Annotated in this window: 15 protein-coding genes; 10 read left to right on the top strand and 5 right to left on the bottom strand. The window is 59.4% G+C overall.

What is annotated here, in order from left to right; translation table 11 throughout:
* Positions 1–76 precede the first annotated feature (76 nt).
* Positions 77–532 carry an SET domain-containing protein-lysine N-methyltransferase gene (locus tag HB376_RS18090; RefSeq protein ID WP_213765042.1) on the top strand — a complete coding sequence of 152 codons (456 nt, stop codon included), beginning with the start codon at positions 77–79 and terminating at the stop codon, positions 530–532.
* A gap of 61 nt (positions 533–593) precedes the next feature.
* On the opposite strand, the gene HB376_RS18085 is transcribed toward HB376_RS18090, so the two are convergent.
* The 3 genes from HB376_RS18085 to HB376_RS18075 all read right to left on the bottom strand — a co-directional run bounded on the left by HB376_RS18085 (position 594) and on the right by HB376_RS18075 (position 3,716).
* Positions 594–2,039: a sensor histidine kinase gene (locus HB376_RS18085; RefSeq protein ID WP_255631422.1), complete on the bottom strand. Its 1,446-nt coding sequence runs from the start codon at positions 2,037–2,039 to the stop codon at positions 594–596.
* A gap of 107 nt (positions 2,040–2,146) precedes the next feature.
* A complete protein-coding gene (locus HB376_RS18080) occupies positions 2,147–2,833 on the bottom strand; it encodes a response regulator transcription factor (protein ID WP_047895218.1) in 687 nt (228 codons plus the stop codon).
* Positions 2,834–3,404: 571 nt separating this feature from the next.
* Positions 3,405–3,716 carry a 4a-hydroxytetrahydrobiopterin dehydratase gene (locus HB376_RS18075; RefSeq protein ID WP_213765040.1) on the bottom strand — a complete coding sequence of 104 codons (312 nt, stop codon included), beginning with the start codon at positions 3,714–3,716 and terminating at the stop codon, positions 3,405–3,407.
* A gap of 94 nt (positions 3,717–3,810) precedes the next feature.
* On the opposite strand from HB376_RS18075, the gene HB376_RS18070 reads away from it, so the two are divergent.
* Positions 3,811–4,308 (top strand): Lrp/AsnC family transcriptional regulator, encoded by a 498-nt coding sequence (locus tag HB376_RS18070; RefSeq protein WP_213765039.1) that lies wholly within the window; start codon positions 3,811–3,813, stop codon positions 4,306–4,308.
* Here the strand turns inward: HB376_RS18070 and HB376_RS18065 are convergent.
* Together HB376_RS18065 and HB376_RS18060 are read right to left on the bottom strand one after the other, a co-directional pair.
* Positions 4,305–4,823: a class IV adenylate cyclase gene (locus tag HB376_RS18065; RefSeq protein WP_213765038.1), complete on the bottom strand. Its 519-nt coding sequence runs from the start codon at positions 4,821–4,823 to the stop codon at positions 4,305–4,307. The genes HB376_RS18070 and HB376_RS18065 overlap by 4 nt on opposite strands.
* A gap of 115 nt (positions 4,824–4,938) precedes the next feature.
* On the bottom strand, positions 4,939–5,859 hold the full coding sequence (locus HB376_RS18060; RefSeq protein ID WP_213765037.1) for a LysR family transcriptional regulator: 921 nt from the start codon (positions 5,857–5,859) through the stop codon (positions 4,939–4,941).
* Between the two features lie 127 nt (positions 5,860–5,986).
* Between HB376_RS18060 and HB376_RS18055 the strand changes: the two genes are divergently transcribed.
* The 8 genes from HB376_RS18055 to HB376_RS18020 all read left to right on the top strand — a co-directional run bounded on the left by HB376_RS18055 (position 5,987) and on the right by HB376_RS18020 (position 17,105).
* The gene (locus HB376_RS18055) at positions 5,987–7,660 is read left to right on the top strand and encodes a GMC family oxidoreductase N-terminal domain-containing protein (RefSeq protein WP_213765036.1); all 1,674 of its coding nucleotides are present in this window, start codon (positions 5,987–5,989) and stop codon (positions 7,658–7,660) included.
* A gap of 1,382 nt (positions 7,661–9,042) precedes the next feature.
* Complete coding sequence (locus tag HB376_RS18050) at positions 9,043–9,822, top strand: ABC transporter ATP-binding protein (RefSeq protein WP_213765128.1); 780 nt, start codon at positions 9,043–9,045, stop codon at positions 9,820–9,822.
* On the top strand, positions 9,819–10,580 hold the full coding sequence (locus HB376_RS18045; protein ID WP_213765035.1) for an ABC transporter ATP-binding protein: 762 nt from the start codon (positions 9,819–9,821) through the stop codon (positions 10,578–10,580). The genes HB376_RS18050 and HB376_RS18045 overlap by 4 nt, the downstream gene beginning before the upstream one ends.
* An 82-nt stretch (positions 10,581–10,662) precedes the next feature.
* The gene (locus HB376_RS18040) at positions 10,663–11,886 is read left to right on the top strand and encodes an ABC transporter substrate-binding protein (RefSeq protein WP_213765034.1); all 1,224 of its coding nucleotides are present in this window, start codon (positions 10,663–10,665) and stop codon (positions 11,884–11,886) included.
* A 155-nt stretch (positions 11,887–12,041) separates the two neighbouring features.
* Entirely contained in the window at positions 12,042–12,926 is an 885-nt protein-coding gene (locus HB376_RS18035) for a branched-chain amino acid ABC transporter permease (protein WP_213765033.1), read from the top strand.
* On the top strand, positions 12,926–13,897 hold the full coding sequence (locus HB376_RS18030; protein ID WP_213765032.1) for a branched-chain amino acid ABC transporter permease: 972 nt from the start codon (positions 12,926–12,928) through the stop codon (positions 13,895–13,897). The genes HB376_RS18035 and HB376_RS18030 overlap by 1 nt, the downstream gene beginning before the upstream one ends.
* 590 nt (positions 13,898–14,487) lie before the next feature.
* On the top strand, positions 14,488–15,654 hold the full coding sequence (locus HB376_RS18025) for an ABC transporter substrate-binding protein (protein WP_213765031.1): 1,167 nt from the start codon (positions 14,488–14,490) through the stop codon (positions 15,652–15,654).
* A 272-nt stretch (positions 15,655–15,926) separates the two neighbouring features.
* A complete protein-coding gene (locus tag HB376_RS18020; RefSeq protein WP_213765030.1) occupies positions 15,927–17,105 on the top strand; it encodes an ABC transporter substrate-binding protein in 1,179 nt (392 codons plus the stop codon).
* Positions 17,106–17,139 lie beyond the last annotated feature (34 nt).

Raw genomic sequence — 17,139 nt, 5'->3', positions numbered from 1 at the left:
GTTCGCGTGAAACCGGGACGAGGCGAAGTTCAAGCGTCTGCTAAGCCAAACCGATTCGTTTTAAAGGATTCATTCGATGAGTTCACGGAGGGTCGCCGTCCGCCGTTCGGGCATACACGGCAAGGGCGTGTTCGCCGCGATGCCGCTCGCCAAAGGCGAACGGATAATCGAGTACAAAGGCGAACGCATTTCGTGGAAAGAGGCGTTGCGCCGTCATCCGCACAACCCGGACGAGCCGAACCATACGTTCTATTTCGCGCTCGAAAACGGCAAAGTGATTGACGGCAAGGTCGACGGCAACAGCGCACGCTACATCAACCATTCGTGCGCGCCGAATTGCGAAGCCGAAGAGAAGGAAGGGCGCGTGTTCATCCACGCGCTGCGTGCGATCAAGGAAGATGAAGAGCTGTACTACGACTACGGTCTCGTCATCGACGGTCGCATCACGAAGAAGCTCAAGCAGGAATACGAATGCCGCTGCGGCGCCAAAAAGTGTCGCGGCACCATGCTGGCGTTGAAGAAGAAAAAGTAGGGCTTTCGTAGAGCGTGTCAGCAAAAAAAACGCCACGGCAGGTTTCCTCCGTGGCGTTTTTCTATGCCGTTTTCAAAGGCATCCGTACGATGAAGCGCGCGCCGCCTTCGGGCGCTGGAGCATCTTCGTAATGCACACTGCCATTGTGCAGGACCATGATGTCGTGGACGATCGCGAGACCCAGTCCGGCGCCGCCTTCCACGCCGTGGCCATCGCCGCGAAAAAAGCGCTTGAACAGATCCGGCTGCTGTTCCAGAGGCACGCCCGGGCCGTTATCTTCCACCACGATTTCGCCCATCCTCCGGCCGGTTTCTTCGACAGTCTGCGTCACCGTAACGGTCACGCGCGCGCCTTCGGCCCGCGAGGTGGGCACGTATTTCAGCGCGTTATCGATGAGATTGCCGATCACCTCGCGCACCAGCACGAGATTGCCGCGCACGATCAGGGGATGTTCGTTATCGGGATCGTCGAGACGCTGGAAGCCCATGTCGACACGCACAGCCAGCGCGCGCGGCACCCATTCGGCGCCGGTTTCGAACGCGAGCGTGGCGTAATCGAAGTCGGTGAAACGCGCCGCTTGTTCACCCGGCTCGGCGCGGGCGAGCGAGAGCAGCTGATTCGACAAACGCACAGCCCGATCCGCCGATGCCCGCAGTTCCTTGACCGCTTCCAGCACCTTCGCCGGGTCCTTGGCGCTCGCCGCCTGCTCGGCGTGCAGCTTCACGGCGGTGAGCGGCGTACGCAACTGATGGGCGGCATCGGCGATAAATTTGCGCTGTCCGTCCAGCGCCGTTTTCAGGCGGTCGAGCAGGGCGTTCATCGCGCTCGTCAAAGGACGAATTTCGATGGGAACAAAAGATTCGTCGACCGGTTCCAGCGACATATGGGTCTGCCGGTTGAGGGTATCGGCGAGATCGGTCAGCGGGTTGAGCTGCTGGTTCACCACGCGCCATACGATCACCCAGCCGGCCAGCAGCAGGAGCAGCAGCGGCATCATGATCGCGACCATGAACTCGACCGCTATCCGATACCGCGAGCCCACGCGCTGCGCCACTTCCACAACGATCGGATTGCCGTGCGTCTGGTCCACACGCACCTGCGCCGCACGCACGCTCGTGCCCTGGAAGTTCGTCTCAAAGACATAGGCGTAGTGAATCCGGCGCACGTTCGTACCGGTCAGCGGCAGATCGGGTTCGCCGGCGATCTCGCTATCGCCGTCGCTGATCCGGTAGATCAGTTGTTCAACGGGATCGGAGAACATCGCGCGGGCGAGCGGCGGCACCGTGAGCGGTGCGTCGACGCCCGCTAGCTGGATTTGCTTGGAGATAGCCGTGGCGAGATCGGCCAGCGAGCGGTCGACCACGTGCTGCGTGTATTGCCACGCAAGCCAGTACGCCATCAATCCGCTCATTAACGCGAGCAGCGACAGCGGCGCGGCAAGGCGGCGCAACAGCGAGCGGCGCAGGCTGGGCGGCACGCTCGCAGACGGGGTTGCCGAGCGCGCCAGGTGCAGCCAGTCGGCGCGGTCGAAACGTTCGTCGGGCGTGCGCCGGGGAGGGAATCGCAAGGTGCTGGTTACCGCTCGTCAGGCTGGTTATGCCATCGACAAACCGCTTACGCGGCCTGCCGGATTTCCTGCAGCAAGTAGCCGAAACCTCGCACCGTCACGATTTCCACGCGGCAGTTTTCGAGTTTCTTGCGAACCCGGTGCACGTAGACTTCAATGGCGGTGTCGCCGAGATCGCCGCCGAAGTGCGTCAGGTGATCCTGCAACTGCGCTTTGCTGACCACACGGCCGTGTCGCAGCAACAGCATTTCGAGCACGGCGAATTCACGCGGCGACAATTCCAGCGGTTTTTCGTCGTTGAAAATGCGGCGATCCACACCCGACAGGCGCAAGCCGCCCAGCGATACTTCCGGACGCGGTACATCGCCATGCGGGCCGCTGCGGCGCATCACGGCACGAATGCGCGCTTCGAGTTCGGCGGGTTCAAACGGTTTGAGCATGTAGTCGTCGGCGCCGCTGTTCAGGCCCTGGACGCGGTCATGCAGTTCGTCACGCGCGGTCAGGATAATCACTGGCGTATGACGATTGCCCTGGCGGAAACGTGACAACAGCGTCATGCCGTCGATACCCGGCAAGCCGAGATCGAGAATCACCAATTCATGGCGATTTTGCGTGAGCGCCTGCTCCGCGAAAATGCCGTCGTGGACCATATCGACGGTAAAGCCGGCTTGTTCAAGGCTACTTTGAATGCCGCGCGCGATGGGGCGGTCGTCTTCGATCAGAAGGATTCGCATGGAAGTCGCTCTTATACGATGGGTTGGGCTCGATTGTGCGTCGCGGCCGCCAGCCGGAATTGCCTACCTTTCTTTACCGCGGCGCCGTCCGAGTTATATCAGCAATCTTTTTACGCCAAACGCTGCACGCGCCTCACTGTGCAGCGATTCTCCTGCGGCCGGATACGCCGGAATTCCCTGCTTCGCGGACGCCACCCCGCGGCCGGTTTCCAGCACGTCCGCTTGGTCCCCGTGGCGACGAATTCGGTCGTTGAAAGAGATAAACGGACTGTCCAAACCGTATGCGCTGCTGATTGTACAGTGTCGGTCTGTGCCGCCGATGGACTGGAGTCGTCAGAACGCATAAGGCCTTGTGAAAGCTTACGCCTGTATGAGCGGTTTTCTTTCTCGTTGAAAGATTTCATTGCCGCAGACTTGCAAACACCTTTGTTTCTGCTTTCGAATAAGTGAGTTTTGGTCCCGTACAGGCTTTTCCCAGCTCGCTTATTGCGGATTTTGAATGTCATCGTCTGTAATACGGCTGTTACGCATTTGTCGCAGTAGTCAGGTTGGTAAGCGGATTTCAGGCGCTTCAGGTTATGGAATCGATGAATCGCGCGAGCGTTATATCGCGTTCTGTCAGACCTTTTGCCGTATGCGTCGAGAGGGTGATTTCCACCTTGTTGTACACATTCGACCATTCTGGATGGTGATCCATTTCCTGCGCTTTTATTGCCACGCGGGTCATGAAACCGAATGCCTCGTTGAAATCAGCGAACTTGAAACTTCGGAGAATCGAGTCGTTGTCCGGGCTGAGTTGCCAGTGCTTTAACTCTGCAAGAAGTTCGGGCAGTTCGTCGGTTGTAAGCTTCTTGATCATGTCGGGACCTCTTTGCCTTTGCATTAGCGATGGCTATTCTGGGCGCAAGGACCACGCCTGCGGCCAAGAGAACACGCGGTAAGCTTGCGTCTTTCGGCTTTTCACGCAGGATATCCACATGGTCGACCTCGATCACTTTGATCTCGCGCTGCTCGACGTTCTTCAGCGCTTCGGCCGCGCGACGCATCAACAACTCGGCGAGGAAGTGCCGCTGTCGCCATCGCAGATAGGTCGCCGCCTGCAACGGCTGGAGGCGACCGGCGTGATCGATGGTTACCGGGTTGTGCTGCGTCCCGAAAAACTCGGCCTCGGCGTGACCGCTTTCACGAGCCTTAAGCTGAAGCATCACGGCGATACCGCTATCGACCAGTTCCAGCAGCAGATCGAGGCGCTGCCCGAAGTGCTCGAATGCCATGCGACGGTTGGCGACGCAGATTACCTGTTGCGAATCGTCGCGCCGGATTTGAACGCGCTGTCAACGTTCGTCATGAAAAAACTGATGCGAGTTCCTGGAGTGGACAGCGTGCGCTCCAATATCGTGCTGACCACATTCAAGCGCAACGGGCCGCTGCCGCTGGGACATCTCGCAGCCACTCCGCCCGATTCCGCCGATTAAGCCGGCTCGCTCAGCAGATCGACATACGCGACCGGCACAAGGTCGCTCGCCGACACGCCAAGCTTCGCAAACAATTCCTCTGCTTCCTTTTCGCCGCCGGCTTCGTCGTCATCCTGGGCGAGCAGCACTTCCAGTTCGATGAAATCGCCCAGTCCGTCCACGCGGTCCAGATGAATCCGTGTGCGCCCGACGATATAAACATGCCGCTCCTTATTCACGATGCCGCGCGTGTTCAGCGCCTGTGCGAGCAGAGCGTGGGTAGCTTCGGGGTTGGTGACCGGGCTGCGCGAGTAATACGACACCTTCGGGCCGTCGCGGTCGTCGCGTTGATAGAAAATCAGTTCGGCCGGCGTGTTGTCGTCGAATTGACGCAGTTTGAGGCGGCCGTTTGGCACATCGTAGAAAAAATCCTGCTGGCGGTAGATCATCGGCGGTTCGCTGGCCAGCGCTGCTGCGCGCGCCAGAAGCTGGTCGAACTGATGCGCGCGAGCCTTGATTTCGATATTGCGTGCCATGTTGGATTTCCTGTTCACGTGGGCGCCAGATGCGCGTCCCTCAGACTAACAAAATTTGATGACCGGAAGATTCATCGGCTTCCGGTCATGACGTTCATAACGGTTGTTCAGGCGACTAGGTCGCCCATTGATCTTCAATCAGACGTAACGCCGCCGCGATACTCGGCTCCTCGCGGCGCTCCGCCAGCACGATGAACGAAAGCTGGGTAGGCACCGTGACGCCCTCCACGATAGTCAGCGCGTGCGCATGCGCTTCAGCCAGCGCGATGGAATCGCGCACGAGTGTCAGGCCCACGCCCGACTTGACCAGATCGAGCATTGATGGCTCCTGGTCCACTTCCGCGACTTTGACCGGCTGGACCCCGTGGGCGTCGAAGATCCGCGTGAGCAAGCGGTTATGAGCCGATTCCGCCGGCGTCCAGATCCAGGGCAGCCGGGCCAGCGCCACCCAGCCAATTGCCCCACCTTCTGCGCGATCGGGCCGGTTCACGCGCTCCTTCCAGCCCGCCGGCGCCAGCACGCGATACAGATACGGCTTCAACTGTACGACATGAAAGCGCTCCGGATCGCGGGGTTCATCGATTGCAGGATCGCCGATATAAAACCCCACATCGAGATCGCGCGCCTTGATGCGCTCGAGCACCCAGCCTGACATGCCATGCCGCAAAGCGGTTTCGATGCGCGGATACGTTTCCACGAGCGCCCGCAAGAAGCCGCCCAGACGCAGGAATTCGGGATCGAGGATCGTCCCGATGGTCAGGCGGCCACTGACCTCATGCCGAAGCGCGGCGGCCACGCGCCGGACCTCGCTTGCGGCCGTCAGGGCTCGCTCCGCGTGGGGCAGGAGGGCTTCACCGTCGCGCGTGAGGATCAGGCCATGCGACGTTCGCGAGAACAACGTGACGCCCAGCGTCTCCTGCAGGTTCTTGATCTGCAAGCTGACGGCGGGCTGCGACACGTGCAACAACACGGCCGCGCGCGTGAGATTGCCTTCGCGGGCGACGGTGACAAAAGCGCGGAGAAGAGTCAGGTCCATGCCTGATATTAGCCCAGCTTATAAAGCTGTTGAAGATATCTGATTGGATTGCTGCACTGCGTCCGCAGTACTTTGTGCGTTTGGGATAGAGCGAAGCCGTTTGAAGCGGCTTGGGCAGGAGACACAGATGAAACAGGATGCGCGCAAGCTTGAAGGCGAATTTGATTACATCATCGTGGGTGCGGGAACGGCGGGGTGCGTGCTTGCCAATCGGCTGACCGAAGACGCCGATGTGAGTGTGCTGCTGCTGGAAGCCGGCGGCAGGGACAACTACCACTGGATTCACGTGCCGGTCGGATATCTGTATTGCATTGGCAATCCGCGCACCGACTGGCTATACAAGACGCAGGCTGAAGCCGGACTCGATGGGCGATCGCTTTCGTATCCGCGAGGCCGCGTGCTGGGCGGTTGTTCGTCGATCAACGGCATGATCTACATGCGTGGGCAGCGCGAGGATTACGACGACTGGGCCCGCGTTACCGGGGACCGCGACTGGTCCTGGGATTCGGTGTTGCCGGTGTTCAAGCGCAGTGAAGATCACCACGGCGGTGGGAATCAATGGCATGGCGCCGGGGGCGAATGGCGTGTCGAGAAACAGCGGTTGAAGTGGAAGGTGCTGGAAACATTCGCGCAGGCGGCTCAGGAGAGCGGTCTTCCTGCTACTGACGATTTCAATCGTGGCGACAACACGGGTGTTGGTTACTTCGATGTGAACCAGCGCAGCGGGATCCGGTGGAATGCATCGAAGGCATTTTTGCGGCCGGCGATGAAGCGGCCCAATCTCACCATCATCACGGGTGCTCATACGCAGCGGCTGGTGATGGAGGGCAAGCGTTGCGTGGGCGTGGAATATCGTGGTGGCGACACCGACTATCTGGCCAAGTCGCGATGCGAAGTGATTCTGAGTGCGGGCGCGGTGAATTCGCCGCAATTGCTGGAGTTGTCCGGTATTGGGAATGGGGCGCGGCTGCAGCAACTGGGTATCGATGTCGTGCAGGACCTGCGGGGTGTTGGGGAGAATTTGCAGGATCATCTACAGCTTAGGATGGCTTACAAAGTGCATGGCGTGCGGACGTTGAACACGTTGTCGGCGCATTGGTGGGGTAAGGCGTGGATTGGCTTGCAGTACATGTTGACGCGAAGCGGGCCGATGTCGATGGCGCCGTCGCAACTGGGGGCGTTTGCGAAGTCCAATCCGGATGATTTGACCATTACGCGGCCGGATGTGGAGTATCACGTGCAGCCGTTGTCGCTTGACCGGTTTGGGGAGCCGTTGCATTCGTTCAATGCGTTCACGGCTTCGGTGTGTCCGTTGCGGCCGACGTCGCGGGGGAGTGTTCATATTGCGACGCCGGATGCGCGGGATGCGCCTTTGATTGCGCCTAATTATTTGTCGACTGATCGTGATCGTGAGGTTGCGGTCAATGCGTTGCGTTTGACTCGGCGGATTGTGAGCGCGCCGGCGTTGGCGAAGTATTCGCCGGAGGAGATTTTGCCGGGAACGGCGTTTCAGACGGACGCGGAGCTTGCTGTTGCGGCGGGGAAAGTCGGGACGACTATTTTTCATCCGGTGGGTACGTGTCGGATGGGGGCGGATAACGATCCGGCGGCCGTTGTTGATGGGCGGTTGCGCGTGATTGGGGTGAGCGGGTTGCGGGTGGTCGATGCATCGGTGATGCCGACGATTACCTCTGGCAACACGAATTCCCCGACGTTGATGATCGCTGAGCGGGCTAGCGAGATGATTCGCGCCGATCGACGGTTTTTGTTTTCGCTCGCGCCGGTGGACGGAATAGTCTAGTTGATTTCGCTCGCGCCGGTGGACGGGGTTTTGGGGTGTTTCTGGGTTAGGTTGCTGGGTTAGCGGTCGGGGTCAGTGCTGGGGTGGTGGGTTCTAGCGTTAGCGGTCGGGGTCAATGCCGGGTTGCTGCTTTCGGTGTTAGTGGTCTGCGAGAGTCGGATTTTCTCTTTATCACTGTTAGCCACTGTGCGTGGCGGCACGTCATTTCTTTGTCCAAAGCGACAAAGAAACGAAGCAAAGAAAACGCTTTAACCGCTCTACCCTAAGTGTCCACAGCGTGCAGTTTTCATTCATAGGTGCCCCAAAAGCACGGTGCTCGCCAGAGCCACGGATGTGTGAACCCCTCCTTCTCCGAACACGGATACCCACACGCTTCGCCACCAGTGATTGAACCTGCCCAAGGGGCACCCCGCGCTATCCGCGGACGACCTCCCTCCAAATATGTACGCGCCCCGAACCACGTCGCCAACCCGCCAAGAAACGCGGCCGCAAAGATGCATGGGGCCGTAGCCACGAAGACAACGCGCAGACCGCGCCGCTAACTCAACAAGACGTGAAGCCGTAAATATGCGTTCGCCCGTGTAGCCCACAAAAAAAGCAGCGCGTGCTCGGCCAACGCACCAAGAAACGCGGCAGCGAATGCGTGTGAGGCCGTGCGGGTTCATTGGCAATTGTGCTTGCCCGAGAGCGTACGGGGCGAAGCGTGTTCGTGTCAGGATTCGCGAGAAGGAGGGTTTCACACATCCGTGGTGCTGGCGAGCACCGTGCTTTTGGGGCACCCATGAATGAAAACTGCACGCTGTGGACACTTAGGGTAGCGCGGTTAAAGCGCTTTCTTTGCTTCGTTTCTTTGTCGCTTTGGACAAAGAAATGACGTGCTGCCACGCACAGTGGCTAATAGTGATAAAGAGAAAATCCGACTCTCGCAGACCGCTAAGGCCGAAAGCACCAACCCAGCATAGACCCTGACCGCTAACCCCGGAACCTGGCACCCCAGCACCAACTCCAACCGCTAACCCAGCAACCCCGACCAACCCCGACCAACCCCAACCGCTAACTCAGCAACCCCGGCCGCCCCGGCCCCCTAACCCGAAACACCGCCAAAACCGTCCACCGGTGCGAACGAAATCCCCGTGCGAACGAAAAAACCTCCTTAAAACTAAGTGCAAATCCCGATGATTGCGCTGCATCATTGGCGCGACAATAAGGCGTGCGCGCTTGATGCACCGCAGGTCTGCATCACCATTGTGCAGCACGCAAGAAGTGCAACAGCACCAGCGCAATCACCCAGACCAATACCGCCAGCAAAATCACGGGGCATGCGCCAAAAGCGCGCCGAGCTGAAGCTGAAACAAAGGCTCAAACAAAGCACGGAAGGGGACATGATTCTCGGCGATACGATTCTGGAAACCCGCGGCCTGACAAAAGAGTTCAAAGGCTTCACCGCCGTCAACGGCGTGAACCTGCGCGTGCGGCGCGGCTCCATCCACGCATTGATCGGCCCCAACGGCGCGGGCAAAACAACCTGCTTCAACCTGCTCACCAAGTTCCTCGAACCCACCGCAGGACAAATCGTCTTCAATGGCATCGACATCACCGGCGAACGCCCCGCGCAAATCGCCCGTCGCGGCGTCATCCGCTCATTCCAGATTTCCGCTGTATTCCCGCATCTGACAGTGATGCAGAACGTACGCATCGGTTTGCAACGCTCACTCGGTACATCGTTTAAGTTCTGGAAAAGCGAACGCGTCCTCGACGCACTCAACGACCGCGCCATGGACCTCCTCACCCAGGTCGGCCTGACCGATTTCGCCGATACCACTACGGTCGAACTTTCCTATGGCCGCAAACGTGCACTCGAAATCGCCACCACGCTTTCGATGGAACCCGAACTCATGCTCCTCGATGAACCCACGCAAGGCATGGGTCACGAAGACGTCGACCGTGTGACGGCGCTGATCAAGAAAGTATCAGCGGGACGCACGATCCTCATGGTCGAACACAACATGAACGTGATCGCGGGCATCTCGGACACCATCACCGTCCTTCAACGCGGCGAAGTGCTGGCCGAGGGCAGCTATGCAGAGGTATCGAAGAACGCGCTGGTGATGGAAGCCTACATGGGCAGCGCCGACGCAGCGCTCGCCGGAGCGCACGCATGAGCACGATCGTGGAAGAACGCCGCGCAGAACAATCGCGCGAAGCATCGACTCAGGAGCCGGCGCTGGAGCTCGTCGGCACGCAAGCCTGGTACGGTGAATCGCACATCCTGCACGGCGTGGACCTGACCGTGCATCGAGGCGAAGTTGTCACGCTGCTCGGACGCAACGGCGCAGGCCGCACGACAACGCTGCGCGCCATCATGGGCCTGACCGGTCGTCGCACGGGGTCGATTCGTATCGGCGGACATGAAACGGTCGGCATGTCGACGCACAAGATCGCGCACTACGGCGTGGGGTATTGCCCGGAAGAACGCGGCATCTTTTCAAGCCTCTCGTGCGAAGAGAACCTGCTTCTGCCGCCGCTTGTAGGCCCGGCGAAAGACGCCATGTCGATCGATGAAATCTATTCGATGTTCCCCAATCTCAAGGAACGTCGCAACAGCCAGGGCACGCGGTTGTCGGGCGGCGAACAGCAGATGCTGGCGGTCGCGCGCATCCTGCGTACCGGCGCGAACCTGCTGCTGCTCGATGAAATTTCGGAAGGGCTTGCGCCTGTCATCGTTCAGACGCTCGCGCGGATGATCATGATGCTGAAGGCGCGCGGCTACACCATCGTGATGGTCGAACAGAATTTTCGTTTTGCCGCACCACTCGCCGATCGCTTTTATGTCATGGAGCACGGGAAGATCGTCGAGCATTTCGACTCCGGCGAACTCGACACGAAAATGCCGGTGCTGCACGAGCTGCTCGGGGTTTGAAAACGCTCAACGCACACTCAACGCACGTTCAACGCATCAGCATGCGGCCAACCGCAAGAACAACAACTCAACGGAGACTGTAATGAAGAAGAAGACCCTCGCGCGCCTGTCGGGACTCTGCCTTGCGGTTGCCACGGCCACAGCTTCGCTGATGGCGGGCAACGTCCAGGCGGCCCCGGGCGACACGGTGAAGATCGGCTATATCACGGACTTGTCCGGCCTGTATGCGGACATCGACGGGCAGGGTGGCCTCGAAGCCATCCGCATGGCAATTGCGGATTTCGGCGGCAAGGTGAACGGCAAGCCGATCGAACTCGTCTACGCGGATCACCAGAACAAGGCGGATATTGCAGCATCGCGAGCGCGTGAATGGATTGACCGCGATGGCGTGAACGTGATCATTGGCGGTACGAATTCGGCAACCGCGCTGTCGACGAATCAAGTCGCGGGCGAAAAGCATATCCCCTACATCAACATTGGTGCGGGCGCGGACAACCTGACCAACGAGCAGTGCACGCCGTACACGGTTCACTACGCGTACGACACCATGGCGCTCGCCAAGGGCACGGGATCGGCCGTGACGAAGCAGGGCGGCAAGACGTGGTTCTTCCTGACGGCCGATTATGCGTTCGGCAAGGCGCTGGAAAAGAACACGTCGGATGTGGTGAAGGCGAACGGCGGCCAGGTGCTCGGCGCGGTCCGTCATCCGTTGTCGGCCTCTGACTTCTCGTCCTTCCTGTTGCAGGCGCAATCGTCGAAAGCGCAGGTGCTCGGTCTGGCGAACGCTGGCGGCGACACGATCAACTCGATCAAGGCCGCGAAGGAATTCGGCATCACCAAGACGATGAAGGTCGCGGCGCTCCTGATCTTCCTCTCGGACATCCACAGCCTCGGCCTCGAAACCGCGCAAGGCCTGGTCGCAACCGATAGCTGGTACTGGAACAAGGACGCTACAACGCGCGCCTGGGCACAGCGCTTCTTCGCCAAGACGAAGAAGATGCCAACGAGTCTTCACGCGGCTGATTACTCCGCGGTCACCACGTACCTGAAGGCGGTACAAGCGGCCGGCACGACGGATAGCGACAAGGTGATGGACCAGTTGCACAAGATCAAGATCAACGACTTCTACACGCAAAATGGCTACATCCGTGCGGACGGAAGCATGATCCACGACATGTACCTGATGCAGGTGAAGACGCCGGCGGAATCGAAGGAACCTTGGGACTACTACAAGATCACGGCGACCATCCCGGGTGATCAGGCTTTCGCCACCAAGGCTGAATCGCGCTGCGCGTTGTGGAAGTAAGCGACGGGTTGACAGCGGCACAGCGGATGCGCGCGTGACGCCGCGGGTTCGAGACTTCCCCGTCGCTACACGATCCGCATGATCGATCGACGCATGACGGCTTGCTCATCTTGAGCCAGGCGGCATGCGTCGAAACTACTCTGACGGCAGATTCAATGGAAATTTTCGGCATTCCGCTCGCGGCGATGATGAGCCAGTTGCTGCTCGGGCTGGTGAACGGATCGTTCTACGCCATCCTGAGCCTTGGCCTCGCGGTGATTTTCGGCCTGCTCAACGTGATCAACTTCGCCCACGGCGCGTTGTTCATGCTGGGCGCGATGCTCACATGGATGGGTTTTTCGTATTTCAATGTGCCGTACTGGGCCATGCTCGTGCTCGCGCCGCTGATCGTGGGCGTGTTCGGCATCGTGATCGAACGGACGATGTTGCGCTGGCTCTACAAGCTCGATCATCTGTATGGCTTGCTGCTGACGTTCGGCTTGACGCTTGTGATTGAAGGCGTGTTCCGCTCTATCTATGGTTCATCCGGCCAGCCCTACGACGTCCCCGAACTGCTGTCCGGCGCAACGAATCTCGGCTTCATGTACCTGCCGAATTATCGCGCCTGGGTGGTGCTGGCGTCGCTGGTCGTGTGTTTTGCGACGTGGTTCGTGATCGAGAAAACGCGGCTGGGGGCGTATCTTCGCGCGGGCACCGAGAACCCGAAGATGGTCGAGGCGTTCGGCATCAACGTGCCGTTGATGGTCACGCTCACCTACGGGTTCGGCGTGGCGCTCGCGGCATTCGCGGGCGTGCTTGCCGCGCCGGTGATCCAGGTGTCGCCGCTGATGGGGCAATCGATGATCATCACGGTTTTCGCGGTGGTTGTTATCGGCGGAATGGGATCGATCATGGGATCGATCCTGACCGGCCTCGGGCTCGGCGTGATTGAAGGCCTGACGCGCGTGTTCTATCCCGAAGCCTCTGCGACCGTCGTTTTCGTGATCATGGCGCTGGTGCTGCTCGTGCGCCCGGCGGGACTTTTCGGCAAGGAAAAATGATGGTTAGGAAAGTGCTCTACGGCGTGTTGCTTGCCGGCCTGATCGCGGCGCCGTTCCTCGGCGTGTACCCGGTTTTCATGATGAAAGTGCTGTGTTTCGCGCTGCTGGCGGCCGCCTTCAATTTGTTGATCGGCTATACGGGCCTGCTTTCGTTCGGCCACGCAATGTTCCTCGCCAGTGCCGGTTATTCCGCTGGTTATGCGATCCAGACGCTCGGTTTTACGCCGGAACTCGGCGTGATTGCGGGCACGGCGATAGCGACGTTATTGGGCCTCGTGGTCGGCTTGTTCGCGATCCGGCGCCAAGGCATCTACTTCGCAATGGTCACGCTGGCGCTCGCGCAGATGGTCTATTTCGTGTTCCTTCAGGCGCCGTTCACACACGGCGAAGACGGTATGCAAGGCGTGCCGCGCGGCAAACTGTTCGGCGCAATCAGCCTCAGTTCCGACCTGACGCTCTATTACGTCGTGCTCGTGGTGATGGTGCTGGCGTTTGGTTTTATCGTGCGCGTGGTGCATTCGCCGTTCGGGCAAGTGCTGATCGCGATCAAGGAGAATGAGCCGCGCGCGATCTCGCTGGGGTACGACACGTCACGTTTCAAGCTGCTGGCGTTTGTGTTGTCGGCGGGATTGGCGGGGCTGGCCGGCGCGCTTCAAACGCTGGTGCTCGGCTTCGAGACACTCGGTGACGCCTACTGGACCATGTCCGGCCTGGTCGTACTAATGACCCTGGTGGGCGGCATGAGCACCATGTTCGGGCCTTTGCTCGGCGCATTCATTATCGTGGCGCTGGAAAATCGTCTTGGCGATATAGGCACTGCGCTGTCTTCGCTCACGGGTATAGATTGGTTCAACTCGCTCGGAGAGTCGGTGACGATCGTGACCGGCCTGATCTTTATTGCATGCGTGCTGCTGTTCCGGCGCGGCATTGTGGGAGAAATCGTTGCACGGGTCAAACCGTTACGCGGCTGAAGCGATGCAAGTAGAAACCTCGCAATTTAGTTGGTGATCCGAACTATAACGTTTGCGAGCCATGGTTTTCCCGCAGTTAACTGCAGTATTTAACAGGACCTGGATAAACTGGCGCCCAATAAAGGTGCTAACGTGCACCACTAGGGTAAATGCTAGGTTGTCGGTATTGGTTGCGCAATCTAATATCCGTTTCAGTTCTGTTGCACCGAATTTTGAGGTGGAGAACGAGGAGACAACGAGGCATCAAGTGCCCGACCGAAAGCGCTGTTGGATGACTCCAACAGCGCTTTTTATTTGTACTCCGCATTCACGGATTTTCACTTCCAAATCGATTTATTCTGCCGGGATCAAGGGGCCAGACACGGTCTTCAAACGCCTGCGATTTACATTAATTCAGTCATTTCCGTACGGGTTTTCCCCGGGCATTTTTTAATGCGTGCTTTGGCACGCATTCGCGCGTTCAAACTCCTTCAAAACGCTTGCCCCGCGTGGTTCTGGTCCGCTACACTTCCGATTCACCGACCGCGTGGTCGGGATATAAAAATCGTAAAATCGCGCCAGTGAACAAAACACATTTACGGGGCATATCAATGAAGTCGGCTTTACGCTGGATCTCGACGGCGACACTCGTCGCGAGCGTGTCCGCAGCAGCATGTACGCAGGCTTTCGCAGACGTAAAGATTGGCGTGACGTTATCCGCCACTGGCCCGGCTGCATCGCTGGGAATTCCGGAAAAAAACACCATTGCGCTGCTGCCGAAGGAGATCGCCGGGCAGAAGATGGAATACATCGTGCTCGACGACGCGACTGATTCCACCCAAGCCGTCAAGAATGCCCGCAAGCTGACGAGTGAAGATCACGTCGATGCCCTGATTGGTTCCACGGTGGTCCCGAATTCGCTCGCGATGATCGATGTGGCGTCTGAGACCTCCACCCCCATGATCTCCATGGCCGCAGCGGCCACGATCGTCGAACCGATGGATGCAAAACGCGCGTGGGTATTCAAGACGCCGCAGAACGACATCCTGATGGCAACCGCTATCGCGCAGCATATGTCGAATCACGGCGTGAAGTCGGTGGCGTTTATCGGTTTCAGCGACGCTTATGGCGAAAGCTGGTTCAAGGAATTTACCAAGGCAGCGGATGTCGCGAAGATCAAGGTGGTCGCTAACGAACGGTTCGCGCGCAACGATACATCGGTGACAGGACAGGTTCTCAAAGCCATGTCGCAGAATCCCGATGCCGTGCTGATCGCGGGTGCGGGCACGCCGGCCGCGTTGCCGCAAAAGACGCTGAAAGAGCGGGGTTACAAGGGCAAGATCTATCAGACGCATGGCGTGGCGAACAACGACTTCCTGCGCGTGTGCGGCAAGGATTGTGAAGGCACGTTCCTGCCGGCTGGGCCGTTGCTGGTTGCCGCGCAGTTGCCCGATTCGAACCCCGTGAAGAAGGCCGCGCTGACTTATAAGCAGGCTTACGAAAGTGCGTACGGTGCGGGTTCCGTGTCTACGTTCGGTGGTCACGCGTGGGACGCCGGCCTGTTGCTGCAACGGGCAATTCCGATCGCGTTGAAGAAGGGGCAGCCGGGCTCGCAGGCATTTCGTGAAGCGTTGCGCGCGGCTATCGAAAGCACGAAGGATTTGCCCGGCTCGCACGGGATCTTCAACATGAGCGCAAACGATCACTCAGGACTCGATCAGCGGGCGCGCGTGATGGTGGAGATCGTCGGCGGGCAGTGGAAGCTTGCCAAAGACTGACCGCGACCCACACGACGATATGAACCGACCCAAGGCGCGTTGCTTCGAACGCGCTTTTTTTTTCGAGGTGTTATCGAGTGGACGTTTTAGATGGGCTCGGCAGCGCTGGCCTGATGGCTAACGCTGCGGGAAAACGAGCCTAGGCACAGGCAATGACCGAAAATAGATTGAGCGGCAGTTAATGAGCAGCAGTCAAGCCATGACCGCACGACAAAACAACTCGCAGTAGCGTACAAGGCATGCGCGATGGCATAGCGTCTGGAGACGATGCAATGAACAAGAATAACCCGTGGAAGTGGCAGGGACGGCTGACGAGTGCAGCGCTCGCGGTGACGCTCGCCTTGGGTGGCGGCGCCGCGTTCGCGCAGGTGAAGATCGGCGTGACGTTATCGGCGACAGGGCCGGCGGCATCGCTTGGGATTCCCGAGAAAAATACGATCGCGTTGTTGCCGAAGGAGATCGGCGGGAAGACGGTGGAGTACATCGTGCTCGACGATGGGTCCGACACCAGCCGCGCAGTGCAGAACACGCGCAAGTTGATTGACGAAGATCACGTTGACGCTATCGTGGGCTCGACCGTCACGCCGAACTCGCTGGCCATGCTTGACCCCGCGAGCCAGAGCAAGACGCCAATGATTTCGATGGCCGCCTCCGCTGCAATCATCTCGCCAATGGACGCCAAGCGCTCGTGGGCGTTCAAGACGCCGCAAAACGACGGCCTGATGGCTGATGCGATTGCCGAGTACATGGAGAAGCATGGCGTGAAGACGGTGGGGTTCATCGGCTTTGCAGATGCGTATGGCGACGGCTGGTATAGCGTGTTCAACACCGCTGCGGCCGCGCACAACCTGAAGATTGTCGCGAACGAACGTTTTGCCCGCACCGATACCTCGGTTACCGGTCAGGTGCTGAAGACCATGAGCGCGAATCCGGATGCGGTGCTGATCGCGGGTGCAGGCACGCCGTCGGCGCTGCCCGCCAAGGCGCTGAAAGAGCGCGGTTACAAGGGCAAGGTCTATCAGACGCACGGCGTGGCGAACAACGACTTCCTGCGCGTGTGCGGCAAGGATTGCGATGGTGAATTGCTGCCCGCGGGGCCGATCCTGGTGGCGGATCAATTGCCGGACAGCAACCCGGTGAAGAGGTCGTCGCTGGCTTATAAGGCGGCCTATGAGAAGGCGTACGGAGTGGGGTCGGTATCCACGTTTGGCGGTCACGCATGGGACGCCGGGCACATGCTGGAGCAAGCTATTCCCGAAGCGCTCAAGACGGCTCAGCCGGGCACCGAAGCGTTTCGTGTGGCGCTGCGTAACGCGCTGGAAAACGTGAAGGACCTGCCGCTCGCGCACGGCGTGATGAACACCACGCCCACCGATCACAACGGCCTCGACAACCGCGCCCGCGTGATGGTGCAGATTGTCGACGGCAAGTGGAAGCTGCAGAACGACTAGTTGTGACATGGATCGCTTGCGCGCCGGCAAATTC

Origin of the sequence: Caballeronia sp. dw_19, from assembly GCF_018449515.1 — a bacterium.
Lineage (GTDB): Bacteria > Pseudomonadota > Gammaproteobacteria > Burkholderiales > Burkholderiaceae > Caballeronia.
This window is presented reverse-complemented; position numbering and strand designations above follow the sequence as displayed.